Here is a 19,637-nt window from a genome sequence, read left to right on the forward strand (position 1 = left end):
CTTTATGCAAACTGATTCCTGGGATCTGGATGGGGGAAGGTCCGCGGCCTCAGATAAGCGAAATGTTCAATGACGAATCGAACCGTCGGATATAGGTATATATGCCCACGAGATCATCGAACCATTCGCCTAGTGAATCGTCAGGCCGTAAACACTACTCAGTGCTTTCCGACCGACGGAAGTCAGCAACAGCTCACGGCTATTAAGCTGGCGGATTACCCAGTTCTGCCGTTCGAATACCTGCAACAAGGCTGCACCGAGCTGACCACCAAGATGTGACTGCCGTTCGCTCCAGTCTAAACAAGCACAGGCAAAGCGACGACGAGAGGCCAAAGGCTCGCTATACACACCAAAATTGCTCAATTGCAGCTTACCGTCATCGCTCAAACTGTAACTGTCACTGTGTAGCCACCCAAGAGCGATAAATCTGTCATGAAGTGCTACCGCCAGTTCTCCAGCCATGTGGTCATAGCAGGTGCGGGCAAAGCGTAGGTTTTGGGGGGTTTTGCTGCGGATCATTGCCTTGTTGGTGCTCACCAATCCCATTAGCGTTTCTAGTGCCTCGGCCACTTGGCGACTGGCAATGCGGAAGTAGCGATGGCGCCCCTGCGGTACACAGTCGATCAAATTTTGTTCAAGCAGACGCGTCAAATGACTGCTGGCAGTCGAGGCCGCCACATCGGCAATAACACTCAGTTCAGTTGCAGTATAGGCACGTCCATCCATCAGGGCGCACAGCATGGTTGCACGTGTCTTGTCAGCAACGGCTGCGGCCACTGCTGCGAGCCGCCTTTCGAGAAAATCATCATCCATGTTTCGATGATAAGCGAAGCATGGCTATGAGCGTAGGGGTATCGTTACCGCGCCATCCTGAATGAGAAATACGATGCCCGCTCACAATACAGTTCTGCCCGCCGACCTGGTCGCAGCCGCAACTCATGATGATCCTTGTAGCTACTATGCAATTCTCGCTGACCGAGGACTATTCTTCGATCCGACGTTACGTAGTTGGGTTGCATCTTCTGCGCATGTTATTGAAGAGGTCCTATCTCATCCAGAACTGCAGGTGCGCCCTCTGGTTGAGCCCGTACCAGCATCATTGCTGAACACGGGGGCTGCCAAGATCTTTGCTTCTCTGGTACGAATGACTGACGGCCCTAGGCATGGACCACTCAAGGCAGCTCTTGAAGCAGCACTCGGTAGTGTGAGTGAGACGGAAATTTACCAGAGTGCTATTGACACGATACCCGTACTCGCCCTGCCAATCCCGCCGACCGGTGCTGCTATTACCCGCTTCAACTACGCATTTCCGACCGTCGTTTTGGCGCATTGGATTGGTATTAATCAGGATATCTGGAGTGAGTTGGTTGATGAGGTTCTGGCTTGCGTCCGATGTATCGCACCAGGGGGTAGCGACGTCGAGGTCGCGGCAGGGATTCAGGCTGCAAGTCAGCTCGAGCAAAGAGTCCGTGACCAATTGGATGCTCCAGGCCCACTGTTGCAGCAGCTTGTCACCGAGTTTGAACGAACTGGGTTGCCCGACGTACAAATGCTATTGATTGCGAATGTAGTTGGCTTGTGGTTTCAGGCTTGCGAGGGCTGCGCCGGACTGATTGGACAAGCGCTCATGTTGGCAAATATGAGCGAGTCGCAAAGCAACGCAGCCGACTTGGTTGACGCAGTGCTTGATGTGACGCCACCCATTCAGAACACACGGCGCTTTGCCGCAGCAGACGTAAACATTGCCGGGTGCCAAGTGCATGCTGGAGATGTGCTGCTGACTGCTCTTCCTGCCAAGGATAAGATGACTCAGCGTAACTTTGCATTCGGCCACGGCCAGCATGCCTGCCCAGGCTCCCGTTGGGCCCGGTCGATTGCAGTAGCGGGTATCGAATATTTGTTGGAATCCGGAGCGGATCAAAAAGTCTTGGGCCAACAAAGTTGGCGCAGATCACTCAACGCTCGTGTACCAGAATTCCTTTAATACAGGATATCTAATGATAGTCGTAATATTCGAAGCCGTGCCCGCGACTGGTGCACAAGGCAGCTATCTTGCTATCGCCGCTGAACTTAGGCCCCTGCTTGAACAGATAGACGGTTTCATCTCAATAGAGCGCTTTCAGAGCCTGAGCCACCCGGCTAAATTACTATCTTTGTCTTTTTGGCGTGACGAAGAGGCTGTCAAACGCTGGCGGAATATTGAGCTTCACAGAGAGGCACAAGCGAAGGGACGGAATCATATGTTCACCGACTACCGATTATGTGTAGCAGCGGTCATGCGTGATTACGGGCTAAATGAAAGGGAGCAAGCACCGGCCGATAGTCACCGATCAACTTACGCCCACACAGGTGCCTGAACTGGAAAGCGCAAAGAGAGGCTTTGGTGCAACCCGATGGAATTTATTAACAACCTGACAGTTGCATCGGCTTTTTGAAACCGCCCCACCCTATCTTATTATGAAATCCAATAGCCACTAAGCCTCAGACTGCCATACCCTTCGCTGCTCGGAACAGGGGTGTTGCTCTTGAAGATACTGGTGTGCTCCAAATAATTTCCCTGGCTGCTTACTGGCACTGCAGAGATAGATAAAGCTCTATCTCCAGTCCGTTTGGCCGGACTACAGTCAAGAAGAGCAGACTGAAGTCCGGCTAAACGCGTACGACCTTGTTAACCGCCGCAATTGCCCTTCTTGGCCATTTCTAGGGACTGAATTGCTGCTTTCCCATCGGCTTCTTTAACCACTTCCAGGTTTGCTCCGCCAACAAATGCACCCATTTTTATGTACTGATTAATAAAATAGTGAATGCCACTGGTTACAGCGAGCTTGATTTCATTTGGCGAGAACTCTGACTCTGTCGCAATGGTATGCTCTTGGTCTCCGGCCACTTCTTCATAGAAGAAGACGTTCGGCGCTGATTCGCCAATGCACTTTCCGTCAACCAAAATATCCTTCTTCAGGGCGGCACCCAAACCGGCGGATCGATAGATATAGAGACCTGCTTTGCCAGGTGCAGGCGGAGCAAAACGCTTCGCTTGGTCGGACACTTCCTTGCTTTCCATTGGTACAGATGCGCAGCCTGTAACCAGGATAGCGACGGCGCCGGCTAATGCTATCTTGCGAAACATAGATTTTTCCTATAATCGTTAACTGGTAGTAATTGACCCAGCGACTAGTTGCTGGGAGCGTAATAATCTACCCGTTTTGGATTTTTCGTAAAGCGTTCATCATGTTAAGTGATTCCAATGAGGCGCTCACCCGCAGTACTATCCTTGTTCCTACTTTGTACGATGAGAGATAAACTCGAATGTCATAATTAGAATTAGGTTGAATTTGCTACAAATTGAGTGCTGTTAACGAAGCTGCGCTTCGGTGAGTTGGACAAGTTCGATCGCAGCAAACGGTACATGGGGCGGCAGTTAGCAACCATCCAGCCGCAGTAGTCCAGCCTGTTACGCTTACGCTAAATCTACCGTGAACCGGTCTCGCCCGCACCCTCAAACCACTTCCTCCACCCACAGCAAGGCCTCTATCTGTGCCCGGTTGGCTTCGGATTTGCTGACGCCGGCAGCAGCGAACAGCTTGGGGTCTTCCGGCAAGTCGCCGTCTTCGCAGGCCAGCGCCAGCGCCAGCAGGGGGCCGAAGCGACCTTCCTGGGTGAGTAAGGCCTGGTTGATCTGGTCGGGCAGGTTCAGCTTCTCCACGATCTTTTCCATGGGCTGGCGCAGCAGGGCATCGAGCATGGAGAACATGCCAGTGGTGAACAACTGGTCCAGCTCTTCGCGCTTAAACTGCTTGGCACCCAGGGTTTCCATGATGCGGCCCCGCAGCAATGCGGTTTCCAGTAGCAGGCTGTGGTCGCCTTCCTGCCGCTCATGGCTGAACAGCAGCAGAGTCAGCCAGCGGTAGAGCTGCTTGTGGCCCAGCACGATCATGGCGCGGTCCAGTGTCTCCACCTTGGCCAGCAGGCCGGCGCCGGGCGAGTTGACATAGCGCAGCAGCTTGAAGCTGAGCATGGGGTCGTACTTCATGGCGTTGGCTATCACCGGTGGCTCTGCCTCGGCGCGTACCAGGTTCAGTACCTCCAGCAGCCGCAGATAGCTGGCATCCACGGCATCGGCCTCGGACAGCTCCTTGCGGCGCAGGTAGCTGCCTTGCAGATAGTGCACCTGTAACTGGCGGCAGACCTGCAGTTCCTCGAAGAAATGGATGTCGCCCACCAGCAACTCGGCGTCCGGCGCGGCATTGGCGGTGGCCGAAATGATCTTGGACAGCTCGGTAACATCCTTATCGGACACCGACAGCTTGTGGTAGTCAGCCATCTGGAACAGTGGCAGCAGGGCGGCATCCATGGGGAAATTGTCGAAGCCCAGCTGGAAGCCCTGGTCCTTGAGGGCCTGCAGCATCTCGATATGCTCGAGCGCATCCTGAAAGAACTCGGCGTTGTAGTGCAGCATGAGCACAAAGCGGCCCTTGGGCAGCTTGGCCAGCAGGGGGCTGTCCAGCGCCCAGACCGAAACTTCCAGAAAGATGCGTTTGGCGCCGAAGGCTTTGGTGGATTCCTCGGCCAGGAAGTTGCGCAACAGCACCTCGTCGTACAGCTTCCAGACCGAGTGCGCCATCTTGTCCTTGCGCTTGAGCACACTGTCGCGCAGGCGGAAGTCATAGCCCACCACCTTGAGTTCGCGATCCAGCACGATTTCCCGCTGCAACATGGTCTCGGTAGGAACACCTGCCACGAAGCCAGCCTGTCCCGGTGCCGCGCCCAAGGCACTGGTGGCCGGTGTGACGGTGTTGGGCGAAGTACGTGCAGCCTGGGCGGCGGAAGTAGGTGGGGGAGGCGTTTCCTCGCCACCGAACAGCTTTTTGATCAGCCCGAAGACCATGTGTAGCCTGCCATTTCGTGTGGATTCATACCCTGTCGTTCATCAGGATAGACCGAGAAATGTGCCGCCCCCAAGGTGTTGCAGTGCAAGGTGGCTGTTTTTTATGGGGCGATGGGCCAGGGCGAGGACGGGTGCCGCGGCGCGAGCCACGACAGCGCACGCCCTGCCTTGGCCGCTGGGCGGCCGTCGGCAAGGCGGTGATGCTGACTGCTGATGCGGAGCGGGATCAGCCTGTCAGTTTTTCCAACGCTTCGCGGTACTTGGCCGCGGTTTTTTCACCAACTTCGACCGGCAGGGCAGGCGCGGGGGGGGTCTTGTTCCACCCGGTGGTTTCCAGCCAGTCGCGCACGAACTGCTTGTCGTAGCTGGGTGGGTTGCTGCCGGGCTGGTATTGGTCGGCAGGCCAGAAGCGGCTGGAGTCCGGGGTCAGCGCCTCGTCCATCAGGGTCAGCGTGCCATCGGCATCCAGGCCGAATTCGAACTTGGTGTCGGCGATGATGATGCCACGGGTGGCAGCATACTCACTGGCAGCCAGGTAGAGCTTGATGGCGGTGTCGCGCACCTGGGCGGCCAGCTCGGCGCCCACCAGCTCGCTCATCTGCTCGAAGGAGATGGGCTCGTCATGGTCGCCTACAGCCGCCTTGGTGGATGGGGTAAAGATGGGCTCGGGCAGCTTCTGGGCCTCGACCAGCCCGGTGGGCAGGGTGATGCCGCTGACCTTGCCCGTGGCCTTGTAATCCTTCCAGCCGCCACCGACGATATAGCCGCGCACCACGGCTTCCACCGGCACGGGCTTGAGGCGCTTGCATACCACGGCGCGGCCTTCGACCTGCGGCAGGTCCTCGGCGCTGACCATGTCCTCCGGCTTGTCGCCGGTGAAGTGGCTGGGCACCAGGTGCTTGAGCTTGTCGAACCAGAAGTTGGAGATGGCGGTCAGTATCTTGCCCTTGGCCGGGATGGGCTCGTTGAGGATGACATCGAAGGCCGACAGGCGATCGGTGGCGATCATCAGCATGCGCTGCTCGTCGATCTCGTACAGATCGCGTACCTTGCCGCTGTAGATCTTCTTCAGGCTCTTGAGATTGGTTTGGGTCAGGCCGTCCATGCTGGCGCTCCTAGGTCAGATGTTTCAGTGCTTCCCGCCGCGACAGGGGCGAGAGCGGGGTGTGGGTGACGAAGACACGTACTGCGTCTGCATCGGTATAGGCATATTCGCGCAGCGCCCAGCCTATGGCCTTGCGGATGAAGAACTCGGTATCGGCCGCGTTGGCCGCGCAGTAATGGAACAGCCGGCGGCTGTCGGTATCCTGCTTCCAGCCTAGCTGGTGCAGGATGGCCACCCGCCGCAGCCAGTGGTCACGCACGCCAGCCAGTTGGTCCATGCGTGCCTGCAACTTGCGATGGCGGTGTACCAGCCCGCCGACGACCCAGGACGCCAGGCCATCCACCGTATCCCACCAGGGCTTGCTGCTGGCCAGGGCTTCCAGTGCCGGCAGGCTGTCGGCATCCAGCTGCTTGCCGTGCTTGTCGAGCAGGTCTACCGCTACATACTGAAATTCTCGCTCGGGCTGAGCCCACAAGGCCTGCGCCAATGCCAGCAAGGCGGTAGCATCCAGCCCGGCCGCCTCGCGGATAAAGCTGGCGCTGGCTTTGCGCCGCGCAGGTGTGGGGACACCCAGGAAAGCGAACTGCTCGCGCATGTAGGCGCGCATGGCGGGTGCGCGCTCGGGCTGGGCGCTGGCTGCCAGTGCACTGCGCAGCGCTGCCAGCCCGGTGTTCATGTGCCCAGGGTGTCCTTGAGCGCCTCGGCCTGTTCCAGCGCGGCAGCGGCGGTGTCGGCCAGCACGCAGTAGTGGCCCATCTTGCGGCCAGGGCGGGCCTCACGCTTGCCGTAAAGGTGCAGGTGGGCATTGGGCGCCTGCATCAGCACGGCCCAGTTGGGCTCGCCACCATCATCCTGCCACACATCGCCCAGCAGATTGACCATCACCACCGGCGACAGCAGGTCGGTGCGGCCCGGGTGCAGGCCGCACATGGCGCGCACTTGCTGCTCGTACTGGCTGGTGACGCAAGCATCGATGGTGTAGTGGCCGGAATTATGCGGTCGGGGGGCGATTTCGTTGATGACCAGTTCACCACCGTCGAGCACAAAGAACTCCACCGCCAGCACGCCGATGTAATCCAGGGCCTCGGCCAGTTGCCGGGCCATCTGCTGGGCCTGGGCGGCCAGTGCAGCATCCACCTGGGCCGGCACGATGCTCACATCAAGTATGCCCTTGGCGTGGCGATTCTCGGCCACCGGGAAGACGGCCACCTCGTGCGGATTGCTGCGGGTGACAATGGCCGAGACTTCGCAGGCCAGCGGCAGCATTTTTTCCAGCACACAGGGCTGCCCACCCAGGTCGGCATAGGCCGCACGGGCTTCCACGGCAGTTGCGACCCGGACCTGGCCCTTGCCGTCGTAGCCCAGCCGGGCGGTCTTGAGTATGCCGGGCAGGTAGGGTGCCAGGTCGTGGTTGAGGTCTTCCACGGTCTCCAGCGCCAGATAGGGCGCGGTCGCAAGGCCAGCCTTGCGTATCCAGGCTTTTTCCTGGATGCGGTCCTGGGCGATGGCCAGGCAATCACCCGAGGGGCTGACCGGCACATGCTGGGCCAGCCAGCGCATGGAATCGGCGTTGACGTTCTCGAATTCGGTAGTGATGGCAGCGCAGGTCTCGGCCAACTCCTTGAGGGCAGCGTGGTCGTTATAGGCGGCGCGCAGATGCACATCGGCAAACTCGGCTGCCGGGGCATTGCCATCGGGGTCCAGCACGGTTACCCGGTAGCCCATGGTCTTGGCTGCCACGGTAAACATGCGGCCCAGCTGGCCGCCGCCCAGTATGCCCAGCATGGCGGGCGGCAGTATCGGCGTGTGGCTGGCCATGCTTACTCGACCTCGGGCAGGCTCATGGCCAGCACCGCATTCTTCTGCGTTTCGCGGAAGGTATTAAGGGCGGCGCGCAGCTCAGGCAGCTCGTTGGCCAGCAGGGCCACGGCAAACAGGCCGGCATTGGCCGCACCGGCTTCGCCTATGGCAAAGGTGGCCACGGGTATGCCCTTGGGCATCTGCACGATGGACAGCAGCGAATCTTCGCCACGCAGGTATTTGCTGGGAACAGGGACACCCAGTACCGGCACGGTGGTCTTGGCCGCCAGCATGCCAGGCAGGTGGGCTGCCCCGCCGGCACCGGCAATGATGGCCTTCAGGCCACGCGCCTCGGCCGCCTCTGCGTATTCATAGAGCAGATCCGGCGTACGGTGGGCGGAGACCACCCGTGCCTCGAAGGCAATGCCGAAGGCTTTGAGCTGGCGGGCAGCATGTTGCATGACTTCCCAGTCAGAATTGCTACCCATCACGAGGCCGACTTGGATCATCGGATAATCCCCTGTTTCAAAAAGTGGATTTTACAGAAATTCGGCTGGCCGCCAAAACCTTGATGCAACATGAAAAGTAGCGCTTGGAATATAGGCCGTATTCGCCATGGTGTACTGCCGCCGGGGGCATAGTAGGGCCTCTTTGTCCGGCATGCACGCGCGGGGTGACAAGCTGGGCGGGGCTGATGCGGTCACCGCCGCCTTTGGGGCCGCTGATCAACCTGGAGGGTAGCGGCCAGCGGTCGTTGCGGGCATACCCATAGACGGCAAAACGGCCCATCTTGCGAGGGGCCGTTCTGTTGTAGCGCTAAGTCTGCTTAGACGTTGTAGGCTTTTTCGCCATGGCTGGTGACGTCCAGGCCTTCGCGCTCCTCGTCTTCGGGCACGCGCAGTCCGATGACCAGATCGACCAGCTTGTAGGCCACCACCGACACCACGGCCGACCAAACCACGGTGAGCAGCACGCTCTGGGTCTGTATCCATACTTGCGAGGCGATGGAGTAGTTGGGGGCCACAGCATTGGTGACATAGTCCCACACACCCAGGCCACCCAAGGCCGGATCGGCAAACACACCGGTGAGGATGGCACCCAGGATGCCGCCCACGCCGTGGACACCGAATACATCGAGGGCATCGTCAGCACCCAGCAGGCGCTTGAGGCCATGCACGCCCCACAGGCAGATCACACCCGCCGAGAGGCCAATGGCCATGGCGCCGCCGACACCGACAAAGCCGCAGGCCGGGGTGATGGCCACCAGGCCGGCCACGGCGCCCGAAGCGGCACCCAGCATGGAGGGCTTGCCCTTCCAGATCCATTCCACGCCCATCCAGGCCACGGCGGCCAGCGCGGTGGCAACCCAGGTGTTCAGGAAGGCCAGTGCGGCGATGCCGTTGGCTTCCAGTGCGGAACCGGCGTTGAAGCCAAACCAACCCACCCACAGCAGCGAGGCGCCTATCATGGTCATGGTCAGGCTGTGCGGAGTCATGGCTTCCCTGCCGTAACCCACGCGCTTGCCGACAAAGTAGGCACCCACGAGGCCAGCCACGGCGGCATTGATATGCACCACGGTGCCGCCGGCAAAGTCCAGCGCACCCTTCTGGAACAGCATGCCCGCCGTCAGCAAGGCCTTGGCGCCGGCTTCTGCATCGGTGTAGGCATCCGGACCAGCCCAGTACCACACCATGTGAGCCATGGGCAGGTAGCTGAGGGTGAACCAGATCACCAGGAAGGCCAGTACGGCGGAGAACTTGGCGCGCTCGGCAAAGGCACCGACGATCAGGCCGCAGGTGATGGCCGCGAAGGCACCCTGGAACACGATGTAGATGAACTCAGACAGATAGATGCCCTTGGACCAGGTGGCAGCCAGCGAGGTGTCGTTCACCCCCTTCAGGAACAGCTTGGAGAAGCCGCCGAAGATGGCGTTGCCCTCGGTGAAGGCGACGCTGTAGCCATAGGCGACCCACAGCACCGAGATCAGCGAGAACACCACGAACACCTGCATCAGCACGCTGAGCATATTCTTGGAGCGCACCAGGCCACCATAGAACAGCGCCAGACCGGGAATGGACATCAATATCACCAGGGCGGCAGCGACAAACACCCAGGCGTTGTCAGGCTTGCTCAAGGTGGGCGCGGGTGCAGCTGCCGGGGCGGCCGCCTCTGCCGGGGTGGCAATCGCGGCTGGAGCAGGTGCCGCTTCAGCGGTGGTGACCGGCGCTGCAGCGGGTGCGGCAGCCGGGGCAGTCTCCGTCAAGGCGGTGGCCGCAGGTGCGGCGGCCGGCTCTTCGGCCCAGGCGATGCCCAGGCTCATGGCACTTGCCAGTGCCAGCGCGGTAAACAGTTTTTTCATAGGTCAGTCCTCCCTTGCGGGCTTACAGGGCGTCTGCGCCGGTTTCACCGGTGCGGATGCGGATGACTTGTTCAAGATCAAAGACGAAGACCTTGCCGTCGCCTATCTTGCCGGTATTGGCCGCCTTCTCGATGGCCTCAATCACCTGCTCGAGCAGGTCATCCTTGACGGCAATCTCGAGCTTTACCTTGGGCAGGAAATCGACCACGTATTCCGCACCGCGATACAGCTCGGTGTGGCCTTTCTGACGGCCGAAACCCTTGACCTCGGTCACGGTAACGCCCTGCACGCCTATGGCGGACAGTGCCTCCCTGACCTCGTCAAGCTTGAACGGCTTGATGATGGCGCTAACGAACTTCATCTTCGCTCCTTAAGGTGGTGAACCAGTGGATACCTCGGTAGGGTAGCGTTAGCATGGGCCGTGCCATGTTTATATTGTCTATTTATTCAAGCACTTACTCTCAATGTCTGGGCGTACACCGTGGGATCTGCACTGCTTTGGTGCGATGCGATGGTCGTCCGCCTATCGCTGGTGCGGCGGGCCGCCGTAACGGTGGTTTGCTAGACTAGAGGGTGACGAGATAACGCCAGGAGTAAAACCATGTTAGCCCAACGCCTGTTTGATGAAGTCAGCGGCAAACTGTCCGAAGTAATGGCCGCCGGCCCAGCCAAGGATATCGAGAAGAATATGCGGGCCGTGCTGACGGCGGCCTTTGCCAAGCTGGATCTGGTGACCCGCGAGGAATTCGAAGTGCAACAGGCCGTGCTGGCCAAGACCCGCGAGACCCTGGTTGCGCTGGAGAACCGCATCGCCGTGCTGGAAGCCCGCTCGGGGGCCGTCAGCGACGCGGTGAATCCTCAGGACGATTTTTGAGGGTCTGTCTGAACTGAGGCCATTGATGGCTGTTAGGGGCTCGCTGTCTGAGCCTCCAGCATGATCGACACCCGGGTTTCCCTGGGGCCAACACCACGATGATACCGACCTCGCAGCTTGCCGCTGCATGGCAGGCGCTAGCCCAGGCTACCCGCCTTGCGCTGGAAAACATAGACCGCAGCACCCAGCTCGGGCGGCAGCACCAACCGGCTGAGCGCCGGGTCATCGGCCATGTCGAAATGCTGCTGCTCGCGGTAATCGGCCCAGTTGCCGGTGATGAACTGGCAGCGGCTGCCGATGACGATATAGGTCTCCACGCTGCGTGTGCGGAATACCTGGCGCTCGAAACGGTTGTTGGCGGGCGGCCAGGAGCAGATCACCACCTGGGGCGACTGGCTCAATGCCTCGCGGGCGTCCATCCTGCTGACCGAGTCGGGGTATTGGATGGCGCCGTGCCAGCTGCCATCGTCGCTGGGCTGTACTGCCACGCCCTGTTGCTGCAGAAAGCGGCTGAGGGTGCCATCACCGGCAGCGATTTCTACGCAGTGGCGGCCGGCAATCAAACCGGCCAGTGCCTGCACCAAATCAGCCGAGTAAAAGCAGTAGATGCCGCGCTTCTCCACCAGCGGCATCAGCCGGCGCCGCTGCCATAGCAGGGGCCAGAGCAGGCGGAACCAGAACAGCGACACCGGCTTGCGTTCCAGATCGCGCTTGAACAACAGCCGCTGTGCCACCCAGCCGTTGAAAAGATTGAAGCGTACCCTGCCCTGCTGTACGCCGGTGGCTTGCGAGAAGGCGTACTGCCGTATCGCCTCCTCGGTCATGGCATGGCGTACCTGCTGGGCCACGAACAGGGCAAAAGCACGGCCATCGCGCTCGCCGCTGAGAAAGTTCTGCTGCATGCGGCGGCGCATGGCGGCTTGCTCCACCAGCGATTTCAGCTCGCCCGGGCGGCGCCGGGCGATGGCTGCGGCCAGCTCGGCCTGCACCTCGGCCCACTCGGCCGGGTGGGCGGCGCATAGTTCCGCCAGCCGTGGCCGGCCCTGCAGCCACTGCCAGGTCTGCTGCGCGCTACGCTGGCCGGCCGGCATCGTCAGCGCTTACAGCTTGGCAAAAACGCGCTGGGCCGCCGCAACGGTAGCCTCGATATCGGCATCGCTGTGGGCGGCCGAGACAAAGCCGGCTTCGTAAAGGGCCGGGGCGATATAGACACCTTCGTCCAGCAGGCCGTGGAAAAAGGCATTGAAGCGTGGCTTGTCCGTCGCCATGACCTCGGCGTAGGTCTTGGGTGGCTGGGCATTGAAATAGACACCAAACATACCGCCCACCGCATCTGCCGAGAAAGTCTGGCCGGCGGCCTTGCCTGCAGCTGCCAGGCCATCGGCCAGCTTGCGGGTCTTGGCGCCCAGGCTGTCGAAGAAACCAGGCTGGCGTATCAGGCCCAGGGTGGCAAGGCCTGCAGCGACGGCCACCGGATTGCCCGACAAGGTGCCGGCCTGGTAGACCGGGCCCAGCGGCGCGATCTTGGCCATGACATCGGCGCGGCCACCAAAGGCGGCCAGCGGCATGCCGCCGCCAACGACCTTGCCCAGAGTGGTCAGGTCGGGGGTGATGCCATGCAGGCCCTGGGCACAGCCCAGGCCCACGCGAAAGCCAGTCATCACTTCGTCGTAGATCAGCAGGGCACCGTGCTTCTCGGTCAGGGCACGCATGGCGGTGACAAACGCCTCGGACGGCCGCACCAGATTCATATTGCCGCAGAAGGGCTCGACGATGATGGCGGCAATCTGCTCACCCTGGGTGGCGAAGACTTCCTCTAGCTGGGCAACATCGTTATAGGTCAGCACGATGGTGTGCTCGGCCACCGAGGCCGGCACGCCGGCGCTGGAAGGGTTGCCGAAGGTCAGCAGGCCGGAGCCCGCCTTGACCAGCAGGCTGTCGGAGTGGCCGTGGTAGCAGCCCTCGAACTTGATCAGCTTGTCGCGGCCGGTATAGCCGCGTGCCAGCCGGATGGCGCTCATGGTGGCTTCGGTGCCGCTGGACACCAGGCGCACCTGCTGCATGGACGGCAGCATCTCGCACAGCAGGTCGGCCAGGTCGATCTCGGCCTCGGTCGGGGCGCCAAAGCTCATGCCGGTGGCGGCCGCCTTCTGTACGGCTTCCACCACGGCCGGGTGGGTATGGCCGAGGATCAGCGGGCCCCAGGAGCCGACATAGTCGATGTAGCGCTTGTCGTCCGCATCCCAGACATAGGCACCAGCACCACGGGCAAAGAAGCGCGGGGTGCCGCCAACGGCGCCAAAGGCCCGCACGGGCGAGTTCACGCCGCCGGGGATATGGCGCTGGGCGCGCTGGAACAGTTGTTCGTTCTTGCTCATGGTCGATCCTGTCGGTTGATTGCTGCCGGTACGGTGGCCACGCCCCCGGTGGGTGCTGGCCGCCGTACGCTCGTGGGCGGGTATGCGGTGTATCAGCGGGCTGTCGTCCGCCATGTTCAGCCGCGCCCCCAGGTGGGCCAGGGGTGGCGGCTCAGATGGGCATTGGTATAGCGCGGGTCCTCGGTCACTTCCTCGCCCAGCCAGTCGGGCCGCTCATAGGCCTCGGCCTCGTCGGACAGCTCAATCTCGGCCAGCACCAGGCCGGCATTCTGGCCAGAGAACTCGTCCACCTCCCAGACATGGCCGCCCAACGCGATGCGGTGGCGGCGTTTCTCCACCAGCATGGGGCACATGGCACTCATGATGGTTTCCGCATCGGCCAGCGGGATGGGGTATTCAAACTCATGGCGCGACACATTGCTGATATTGGCCTTGAGCGTCAACCAGGCCTGGTCGCCCTTGATACGCACCCGCACGGTGCGCTCGCGCTCAACCGACAAATAGCCCTGCTTGAGCCATTCACCTTCCGCCAGGCCGCGCCAGCCCTCATTTTTAAGCAGGAAGCGGCGTTCTATCTCTTTTGCCATGATGTCATTCCAGTTGTGCGGCGAGCTTGCGGGCAGCCTGTTGGGTGGTGTTGAGCTTGTCGCCGTAGTGATTCATGGTGGACGCACCCACGCAGATCACCATCTTGCCAGCCGGGTTGTAGGCCCAGCGCAGGGCCGGGTCGCAGTAACCAGCCGTGGCGGGGTCGGGGTTGGCGACATCGGCATAGATATCGCGCAGGTCGTTCAGGGTGGCATTGGGCTGGATAAACCAGTCGGCAGCCTTGCTGGCCCAACTAGCCTGACCCGCCTGCATTTTGGCTTCTGCGATCCCATGGGCGAAAAAGCGCAGCTCGCCCTGCAGATTGGTCTGTAGTACTTGGCCCATGTCCAGTTTGGCAAGCCGCTGTAGCTGGCTAGCAGTGGCCGCAGCCAGGGCGGGCTTGAGCTCGGGCTGTTGCAATGCCAGTTGTTCCAGCAGCTGCAGCTGGCTGCGCAGCTGGGCATTGGCCACCATGGCATCGATCAGCACGGTGCTGCTCTCCAGCACGGTAGTCCAGAAGCGCAGGTTCTGCGCCAGTACCGCCAGGCTGGCGGTATCGCCATCACGCAGGCGCAGTAGCTGCTCGGCTGTAGCCAATTGCTGCAGCCTCTGCGAAGAGGAGAACAGCAGCGATTCCTCCGGTGCCACATTGTGGTAGCCAGGTGCGGCAATCAGCCGGTAGTAGCGCTGTAGCGCCGCCTGCTCGCGGGTGATCAGCGCGCGGTAGCGCGCCTCATCGCGATAGACCTGGGCTAGCTGCTCGGCGGGCTTCAGCCCCTGCCAGCGGGGCAGGTCGTTGATGCTATGACGCTTGAGGGCAGGTAGGGAGGCCGGCCCGGTACTGGCTTGCTGCCGAGCAGCACTGACAATCTGCTGCGCCACTTTCAAAGGCTCATCGGTGACCACGTCCAGGGCAAGCAGGTAGTAATAGCCATTCTCGGCATCGCTGACGCGATTGGGTGGCGTGACCAGCCAGGCCTGGGTTTCCGGCGTCAGCTCGGTGTCGAAGCCGTTGATCAGTATGATGACCAGCAACAACAGCAGGATGGTACCGAGCAGCCAGGCTACGGCCTTGAACAGGCTGCGGATAAGGGTACGTAGCATGGCGGGCTCAGAACGGTTTGACCACCACCAGGATGACGATGGCCATCATGATCAGGGTGGGAATTTCGTTGAACAAACGATACCAGCGATGGCTGCGCTGGTTGCGGCCGGCGGCAAAATCGCGCACCAGCTTGCCGCAATAGACATGAAAGCCGATCAGCCCCATGACCAGGGTCAGCTTGGCATGCATCCAGCCGGCTGCCATCCAAGGCCGCAGCAGCCAGAGGCCAAACACCAGGGCCAGCACGCCCAGCAGCGTGGTGAAGCGGAACAGCTTGCGCTCCATCAGTGCCAGCTGCGCCTGGGTGGCAGGGTCGGTCGCCATGGCATGGTTGACGAACAAGCGCGGCAGGTACAGCAGGCCGGCCATCCAGCTGATGACGAAGATGATATGTAGGGCTTTGACCCAGAGCATGGATGTTCCTGAAAAGTGGGAAAGCTAGGGCCGGGCGCACTGTCCCGGCCTGTGGGCACCGTGGGCTGCAGCTTTAGAGCGGCTAACAAAACCCAGCGTAGCGGCTCTTAGCGCCGTTTGCGGGCCTCGTCGTACAGTGGCTGCACCCGTGGGATCAGCGCTTGCAGCTCGCGTATGCGGGTCTGGTTGGAGGGGTGGGTGGAGAGGAACTGGGGCGGCTGGCCCTGGCTGGCTTCGGCCATCTTCTGCCACAGGGTCACGGCGGCTGCCGGGTTGTAGCCGGCACGGGCCGCCAGCTCCAGACCCATGGCATCGGCCTCGGTCTCGTTCTGCCGGCTGTTGGGCAGATTGACAGCCAGCTGGAAGCCATCCAGGCCCAGATCGACATACTGGTCGTACTTGCCCTTGGTCAGCAGCGAGATGCCCTGGGCTAGCAACTGCTGGCTGTAGACCTTGCTCATGCGCTCCCGGCCATGCTCACGCAGGGCATGGGCCATCTCGTGGCCCATGATGGCGGCGATTTCGTCGTCGCTCAGCTTGAGCTGGTCGATGATGCCGGTAAAGAACATGATCTTGCCGCCGGGGGCGCAATAGGCGTTCAGCTCGGGGCTGCTCTCGACATTGACCTCCCATTGCCAGTTGGGAGCATCCTTGCGGAACACCGCCACCTGCGGGATCAGCTTGTCGGCAATGGCGCGTACCCGCCGGGTGGCCTTGGCATCGCGGTTGAGCTTGCCCTTGCTTTCGGCATCACGCAGCGAGGCGGCATAGGATTGGGCCGCCATCTTGTTGACCTGCTCGTTGGAGAGCAGCGAGAACATGGCTTGCTTGCGTTCCACTCCCACCGTTCCGCTCTCGGTGGTCTGTACCTGCTGGCAGGCGGCGAGCAGCAGGGCAAGGCACAAGGTGGTCAGTCTGGGGAATCGGCTGGGGGTCATCACATTACTCCTGCATCTATCGGGGATTGCCAAGTACAGTGCAGGCCTGCTGCCTGCGATGGTCAAATGTTCTGTATGCAATTGATACTAAAGAAAAACCATATGCTCATCACCCAGCTGTAGCCAGGGCGAAGCGCGTGTCATCTGCGGTCAGCGGCCATACTTTTCGGCGTACTTGATGCGGTCAAATTCAGATTGGGTCTTGGCCAGTTCCCTGGCTTGGTAATAGCGGCGCTCGCTAAGCAGGCGGTTGAACATGGCCTGTCGTTCCCGCTCCAGCCGGGCGATGGCATCTGCCTCATCGCGCTCGCGTTGCCTATCCCGTTCGCGTTCCTCACGCTCGCGCTCCGACCGCTTGCGCGCCTCGTTGCGTTCCTTCTCGTCTTGCGCCCGCTCGTACTCGCGCGACACCTTGCGGTTCCAGTCGGCGTACTCCCGGTCGCGCGCCTCTATTGCCAAGCGGGCAGCCCTTTGCTCGGCCGTCTCCATGCCATCCTCGGCATAGCGCTCGCTGGCCATGACGGCGGCTTCCTGCTCACTGGCCCGACGGATGGCCTCTTGCTGCATGCTCAAGGCTCGTTCCTGCATGGCCTTTACATTGGCCTGGTAGGCATCCAGGGTGGCCTGCTGGCGCCAGGCAAAGTAAAGATAGCCCACTACCAGCAGGCCCAGCAGACCGACGCCAACCTTGATCAGCGGATTGCTGCCCAGACTGTGTGATGTCCGCACCGAAGGCGCCGGCTCGCTGTGCAGCAGCACGCGCTGGGCCTGCCCGGCCTGCAGGCTGGCATCGTAGACCGAACGCCGCAAGGGGTTGGAAAGCAGTTGGTAGACCTCTTCCAGCTTTTGCAGACGCGACTCGCGCACGCGGCTGTCTACCACCTCGGCCAGCACTTTCTGCATGGCGATAAAGGCAGCGTCCAGTTCTGCCTGGCTGGCCTGGGGGCCGACACCGAGCAAGCTGTAATAGGTTTTACCTTGGGTATGGGACATGGTACGGGGCTCGGATTCCGACGGTTTGACTGTGCTGCTAAGGCTTGGTGCCAGCGCGGGACTGCTCCTGCTTGGCCTTCTCGGCCACCTTGGCTGCTTGCCAGTGCCAGCCTGCATAGCCGCCTATCAGCAGCACGCTTGCCACGGCCAACCCGATGATCACAGGCTGTTTATTACTGCGGGTGCCTGGCCGAGCCGTCTTGGACGAGGATGCTCCTATCACCACGGTTTGGGCTTGACCTGCCTGCAGGCTGGCATCGTAGATGGCGCGCCGCGTGGTGTTCGACAGCAGCCGGTAGGCTTCCTCAAGCTGGTGTTGGCGTGCTTCGCGCGCCTTGATGTCGATGATCTCGGACAGAATGGCCTGCATGCTGCGATAGGCCGCGTCGAGTTCCATCTGGCTGGCACTGGGGCTGACGCCCAGCAGGCCGTAGTAGGTCTTGCCGGCAGGTCTGGTCATGGTCTTTGGTTAGATCTCGACCATTTCAAAGTCTTCCTTGCGGGCGCCACAGTCCGGGCAGGTCCAGTTCATGGGGATGTCTTCCCAGCGGGTGCCGGGCGCAATATTGTCGTCCGGGCTGCCGGCAGCTTCGTCATAGATGAAGCCGCAGATGAGACACATATACTTTTTCATGGGGTTTAGTCGGGTTAGGGTGGTGAATGGGATAAAATTCTACCGTATATAGACTCTATCCTCGATTCCCATACCTCATGACAGACGCTCCCCCCATTGTTCTGGTGCTGGCCGGCAACGATCCTTCCGGCGGTGCCGGATTGGCTGCCGATATCCTCACCATCTCCTCGCTGGGCTGTCACCCGCTGCCGGTCGTCACTGCCATCACGGTGCAGGACACGGCAGGCATGGAGGGCTTCCTGGCCATGGAGGCGGAATGGGTATCGGATCAAGCCCGCTTCGTGCTGGAAGACATGCAGATTGCGGCCATCAAGGTCGGCGTGCTGGGCAGCATGGAGAACCTGACCGTGCTGGCCGAGATTGCGGCTGACTATCCCGACATCCCGCTGATACTGGACCCGGTGTTTGCCACTGGCGATGGCAGCGCATTTGCCGACGAGGACATGGTGAGCGCCATGCGCGAGCTGCTGCTGCCGCATACCACGGTGCTGACCCCCAACAGCCTGGAAGCCCGCCGGCTGGCTACCGATGACCCGGACGAGCAAGATGGGCTGACGGTGGACGAGGCCGCCCTGCGCCTGCGCCAGTTCGGCCCCGAATTCGTGCTGGTGACCGGCACGCACGAGCTGACTCCCAATGTGACCAATACCCTGTTCGGCCGTGCCGGGCGGGTGCGCAGCGACAGCTGGGACCGCCTGCCCGGCAGCTACCATGGCTCGGGCTGCACCTTGGCGTCGGCGCTGGCTGCCTTCCTGGCCAATGGCCTGGAGATGTCGCAAGCCGCCCGCGAAGCCCAGGAATACACCTGGCACTCGCTGAAGAATGGCTATCGCCCCGGTATGGGGCAGTTCATCCCCGACCGCCTGTTCTGGGCACGGGGCAAGGGCGACGAGGATGAGCCGGCGTGAGCACGGCTAGCCTGCCGCGTGGGCTCTATGCCATTACCCCGGACTGGACCGATACCGACCGTTTGTTGACGGCGGTGGAACAGGTGCTGGCAGCGGGCGCGGTGGTGCTGCAGTACCGTAACAAACTGGCCGATGCCGGCCTGCGGCTGCAGCAGGCACAGGCCTTGCAGGCACGCTGCCGGCACCACCATGTACCCTTGATCATCAACGACCATCTTGAGCTGGCCCTGGCTATCGACGCCGATGGCCTGCACTTGGGGGGCGATGACGGCGAGCTGGCGGCGGCGCGCCGGGCACTGGGACCGCAACGGTTGCTGGGCGCCTCCTGCTACAACCAACTGGCCTTGGCGCAGTCGGCCCAGGCGGCCGGCGCCAGCTATGTGGCCTTTGGCGCGGCCTATGTCTCGGCCACCAAGCCCTTGGCAGTGCAGGCGCCGCTGGCGCTCTACCAGGCGGCCTGCGCCCAGCTGGCTTGCCCGGTGGTGGCCATAGGCGGCATCACGCCGTTCAATGCTGGGCCCTTGCTGGCGGCAGGCGTACCGAGCCTGGCGGTCATAGGCGGCTTGTACGAAGGCGGACAGCCAGCTGAGCGGGCCGCAGCCTATACGGCCCTGTTTGAACATAGCTAAACGGCCGCACCCGGACTGGCGGTGTGG

The 19,637-nt window shown here is 61.4% G+C and carries 23 protein-coding genes; 5 read left to right on the forward strand and 18 right to left on the reverse strand.

What is annotated here, in order from left to right:
- Positions 1–129 precede the first annotated feature (129 nt).
- On the reverse strand, positions 130–813 hold the full coding sequence (locus tag QQK16_RS05465) for an ArsR/SmtB family transcription factor (RefSeq protein ID WP_284195416.1): 684 nt from the start codon (positions 811–813) through the stop codon (positions 130–132).
- Positions 814–886: 73 nt separating this feature from the next.
- Here QQK16_RS05465 and QQK16_RS05470 point away from each other — a divergent pair, with 73 nt between their 5' ends.
- Together QQK16_RS05470 and QQK16_RS05475 are read left to right on the forward strand one after the other, a co-directional pair.
- Positions 887–1,984, forward strand: a complete 1,098-nt coding sequence (locus tag QQK16_RS05470; RefSeq protein ID WP_284195417.1) for a hypothetical protein — start codon at positions 887–889, stop codon at positions 1,982–1,984.
- 13 nt (positions 1,985–1,997) lie between these two features.
- Complete coding sequence (locus tag QQK16_RS05475) at positions 1,998–2,357, forward strand: antibiotic biosynthesis monooxygenase family protein (protein ID WP_284195418.1); 360 nt, start codon at positions 1,998–2,000, stop codon at positions 2,355–2,357.
- A 311-nt stretch (positions 2,358–2,668) separates the two neighbouring features.
- On the opposite strand, the gene QQK16_RS05480 is transcribed toward QQK16_RS05475, so the two are convergent.
- The 8 genes from QQK16_RS05480 to glnK form a co-directional block, all read right to left on the reverse strand.
- Positions 2,669–3,127 (reverse strand): DUF2846 domain-containing protein, encoded by a 459-nt coding sequence (locus QQK16_RS05480; RefSeq protein WP_284195419.1) that lies wholly within the window; start codon positions 3,125–3,127, stop codon positions 2,669–2,671.
- A gap of 369 nt (positions 3,128–3,496) precedes the next feature.
- A complete protein-coding gene (locus QQK16_RS05485) occupies positions 3,497–4,885 on the reverse strand; it encodes an EAL and HDOD domain-containing protein (protein WP_284195420.1) in 1,389 nt (462 codons plus the stop codon).
- 226 nt (positions 4,886–5,111) lie between these two features.
- Positions 5,112–5,990 (reverse strand): phosphoribosylaminoimidazolesuccinocarboxamide synthase, encoded by an 879-nt coding sequence (locus QQK16_RS05490; RefSeq protein WP_284195421.1) that lies wholly within the window; start codon positions 5,988–5,990, stop codon positions 5,112–5,114.
- A gap of 10 nt (positions 5,991–6,000) precedes the next feature.
- Positions 6,001–6,666, reverse strand: coding sequence for a DNA alkylation repair protein (locus tag QQK16_RS05495; RefSeq protein WP_284195422.1), 666 nt, complete (start codon positions 6,664–6,666; stop codon positions 6,001–6,003).
- A complete protein-coding gene (locus QQK16_RS05500; protein WP_284195423.1) occupies positions 6,663–7,808 on the reverse strand; it encodes a 5-(carboxyamino)imidazole ribonucleotide synthase in 1,146 nt (381 codons plus the stop codon). The genes QQK16_RS05495 and QQK16_RS05500 overlap by 4 nt, the downstream gene beginning before the upstream one ends.
- Positions 7,809–7,810: 2 nt before the next feature.
- Positions 7,811–8,299: a 5-(carboxyamino)imidazole ribonucleotide mutase gene (purE, locus tag QQK16_RS05505; protein ID WP_284195424.1), complete on the reverse strand. Its 489-nt coding sequence runs from the start codon at positions 8,297–8,299 to the stop codon at positions 7,811–7,813.
- A 317-nt stretch (positions 8,300–8,616) separates the two neighbouring features.
- A complete protein-coding gene (amt, locus tag QQK16_RS05510) occupies positions 8,617–10,149 on the reverse strand; it encodes an ammonium transporter (RefSeq protein WP_284195425.1) in 1,533 nt (510 codons plus the stop codon).
- Positions 10,150–10,171: 22 nt separating this feature from the next.
- The gene (gene glnK, locus QQK16_RS05515) at positions 10,172–10,510 is read right to left on the reverse strand and encodes a P-II family nitrogen regulator (protein WP_284195426.1); all 339 of its coding nucleotides are present in this window, start codon (positions 10,508–10,510) and stop codon (positions 10,172–10,174) included.
- A gap of 240 nt (positions 10,511–10,750) precedes the next feature.
- Between glnK and QQK16_RS05520 the strand changes: the two genes are divergently transcribed.
- A complete protein-coding gene (locus tag QQK16_RS05520; RefSeq protein ID WP_284195427.1) occupies positions 10,751–11,023 on the forward strand; it encodes an accessory factor UbiK family protein in 273 nt (90 codons plus the stop codon).
- Between the two features lie 137 nt (positions 11,024–11,160).
- Here the strand turns inward: QQK16_RS05520 and QQK16_RS05525 are convergent, their stop codons facing one another.
- The 9 genes from QQK16_RS05525 to QQK16_RS05565 all read right to left on the reverse strand — a co-directional run bounded on the left by QQK16_RS05525 (position 11,161) and on the right by QQK16_RS05565 (position 18,061).
- Positions 11,161–12,114, reverse strand: a complete 954-nt coding sequence (locus tag QQK16_RS05525) for a hypothetical protein (protein WP_284195428.1) — start codon at positions 12,112–12,114, stop codon at positions 11,161–11,163.
- A 9-nt stretch (positions 12,115–12,123) separates the two neighbouring features.
- Positions 12,124–13,401: a glutamate-1-semialdehyde 2,1-aminomutase gene (gene hemL, locus QQK16_RS05530; protein ID WP_284195792.1), complete on the reverse strand. Its 1,278-nt coding sequence runs from the start codon at positions 13,399–13,401 to the stop codon at positions 12,124–12,126.
- Positions 13,402–13,517: 116 nt separating this feature from the next.
- Positions 13,518–13,988 carry a CYTH domain-containing protein gene (locus QQK16_RS05535; protein WP_284195429.1) on the reverse strand — a complete coding sequence of 157 codons (471 nt, stop codon included), beginning with the start codon at positions 13,986–13,988 and terminating at the stop codon, positions 13,518–13,520.
- 4 nt (positions 13,989–13,992) lie between these two features.
- Positions 13,993–15,093, reverse strand: coding sequence for a hypothetical protein (locus tag QQK16_RS05540; RefSeq protein ID WP_284195430.1), 1,101 nt, complete (start codon positions 15,091–15,093; stop codon positions 13,993–13,995).
- 7 nt (positions 15,094–15,100) lie between these two features.
- Positions 15,101–15,508, reverse strand: a complete 408-nt coding sequence (locus QQK16_RS05545) for a CopD family protein (protein ID WP_284195431.1) — start codon at positions 15,506–15,508, stop codon at positions 15,101–15,103.
- Between the two features lie 107 nt (positions 15,509–15,615).
- Entirely contained in the window at positions 15,616–16,446 is an 831-nt protein-coding gene (locus QQK16_RS05550) for a M48 family metallopeptidase (protein WP_284195432.1), read from the reverse strand.
- 150 nt (positions 16,447–16,596) lie between these two features.
- Positions 16,597–17,439, reverse strand: a complete 843-nt coding sequence (locus QQK16_RS05555; protein ID WP_284195433.1) for a hypothetical protein — start codon at positions 17,437–17,439, stop codon at positions 16,597–16,599.
- 37 nt (positions 17,440–17,476) lie between these two features.
- Complete coding sequence (locus QQK16_RS05560; protein WP_284195434.1) at positions 17,477–17,899, reverse strand: DnaJ domain-containing protein; 423 nt, start codon at positions 17,897–17,899, stop codon at positions 17,477–17,479.
- A 9-nt stretch (positions 17,900–17,908) separates the two neighbouring features.
- On the reverse strand, positions 17,909–18,061 hold the full coding sequence (locus QQK16_RS05565) for a rubredoxin (protein ID WP_439954229.1): 153 nt from the start codon (positions 18,059–18,061) through the stop codon (positions 17,909–17,911).
- A gap of 89 nt (positions 18,062–18,150) precedes the next feature.
- Here QQK16_RS05565 and thiD point away from each other — a divergent pair, with 89 nt between their 5' ends.
- Positions 18,151–18,981 carry a bifunctional hydroxymethylpyrimidine kinase/phosphomethylpyrimidine kinase gene (thiD, locus tag QQK16_RS05570; protein ID WP_284195436.1) on the forward strand — a complete coding sequence of 277 codons (831 nt, stop codon included), beginning with the start codon at positions 18,151–18,153 and terminating at the stop codon, positions 18,979–18,981.
- Positions 18,978–19,610, forward strand: a complete 633-nt coding sequence (gene thiE, locus QQK16_RS05575; protein WP_284195437.1) for a thiamine phosphate synthase — start codon at positions 18,978–18,980, stop codon at positions 19,608–19,610. The genes thiD and thiE overlap by 4 nt, the downstream gene beginning before the upstream one ends.
- Positions 19,611–19,637: the final 27 nt, after the last annotated feature.

Source organism: Chitinimonas prasina (genome assembly GCF_030160395.1).
GTDB classification, from domain to species: Bacteria; Pseudomonadota; Gammaproteobacteria; order Burkholderiales; family Chitinimonadaceae; genus Chitinimonas; species Chitinimonas prasina.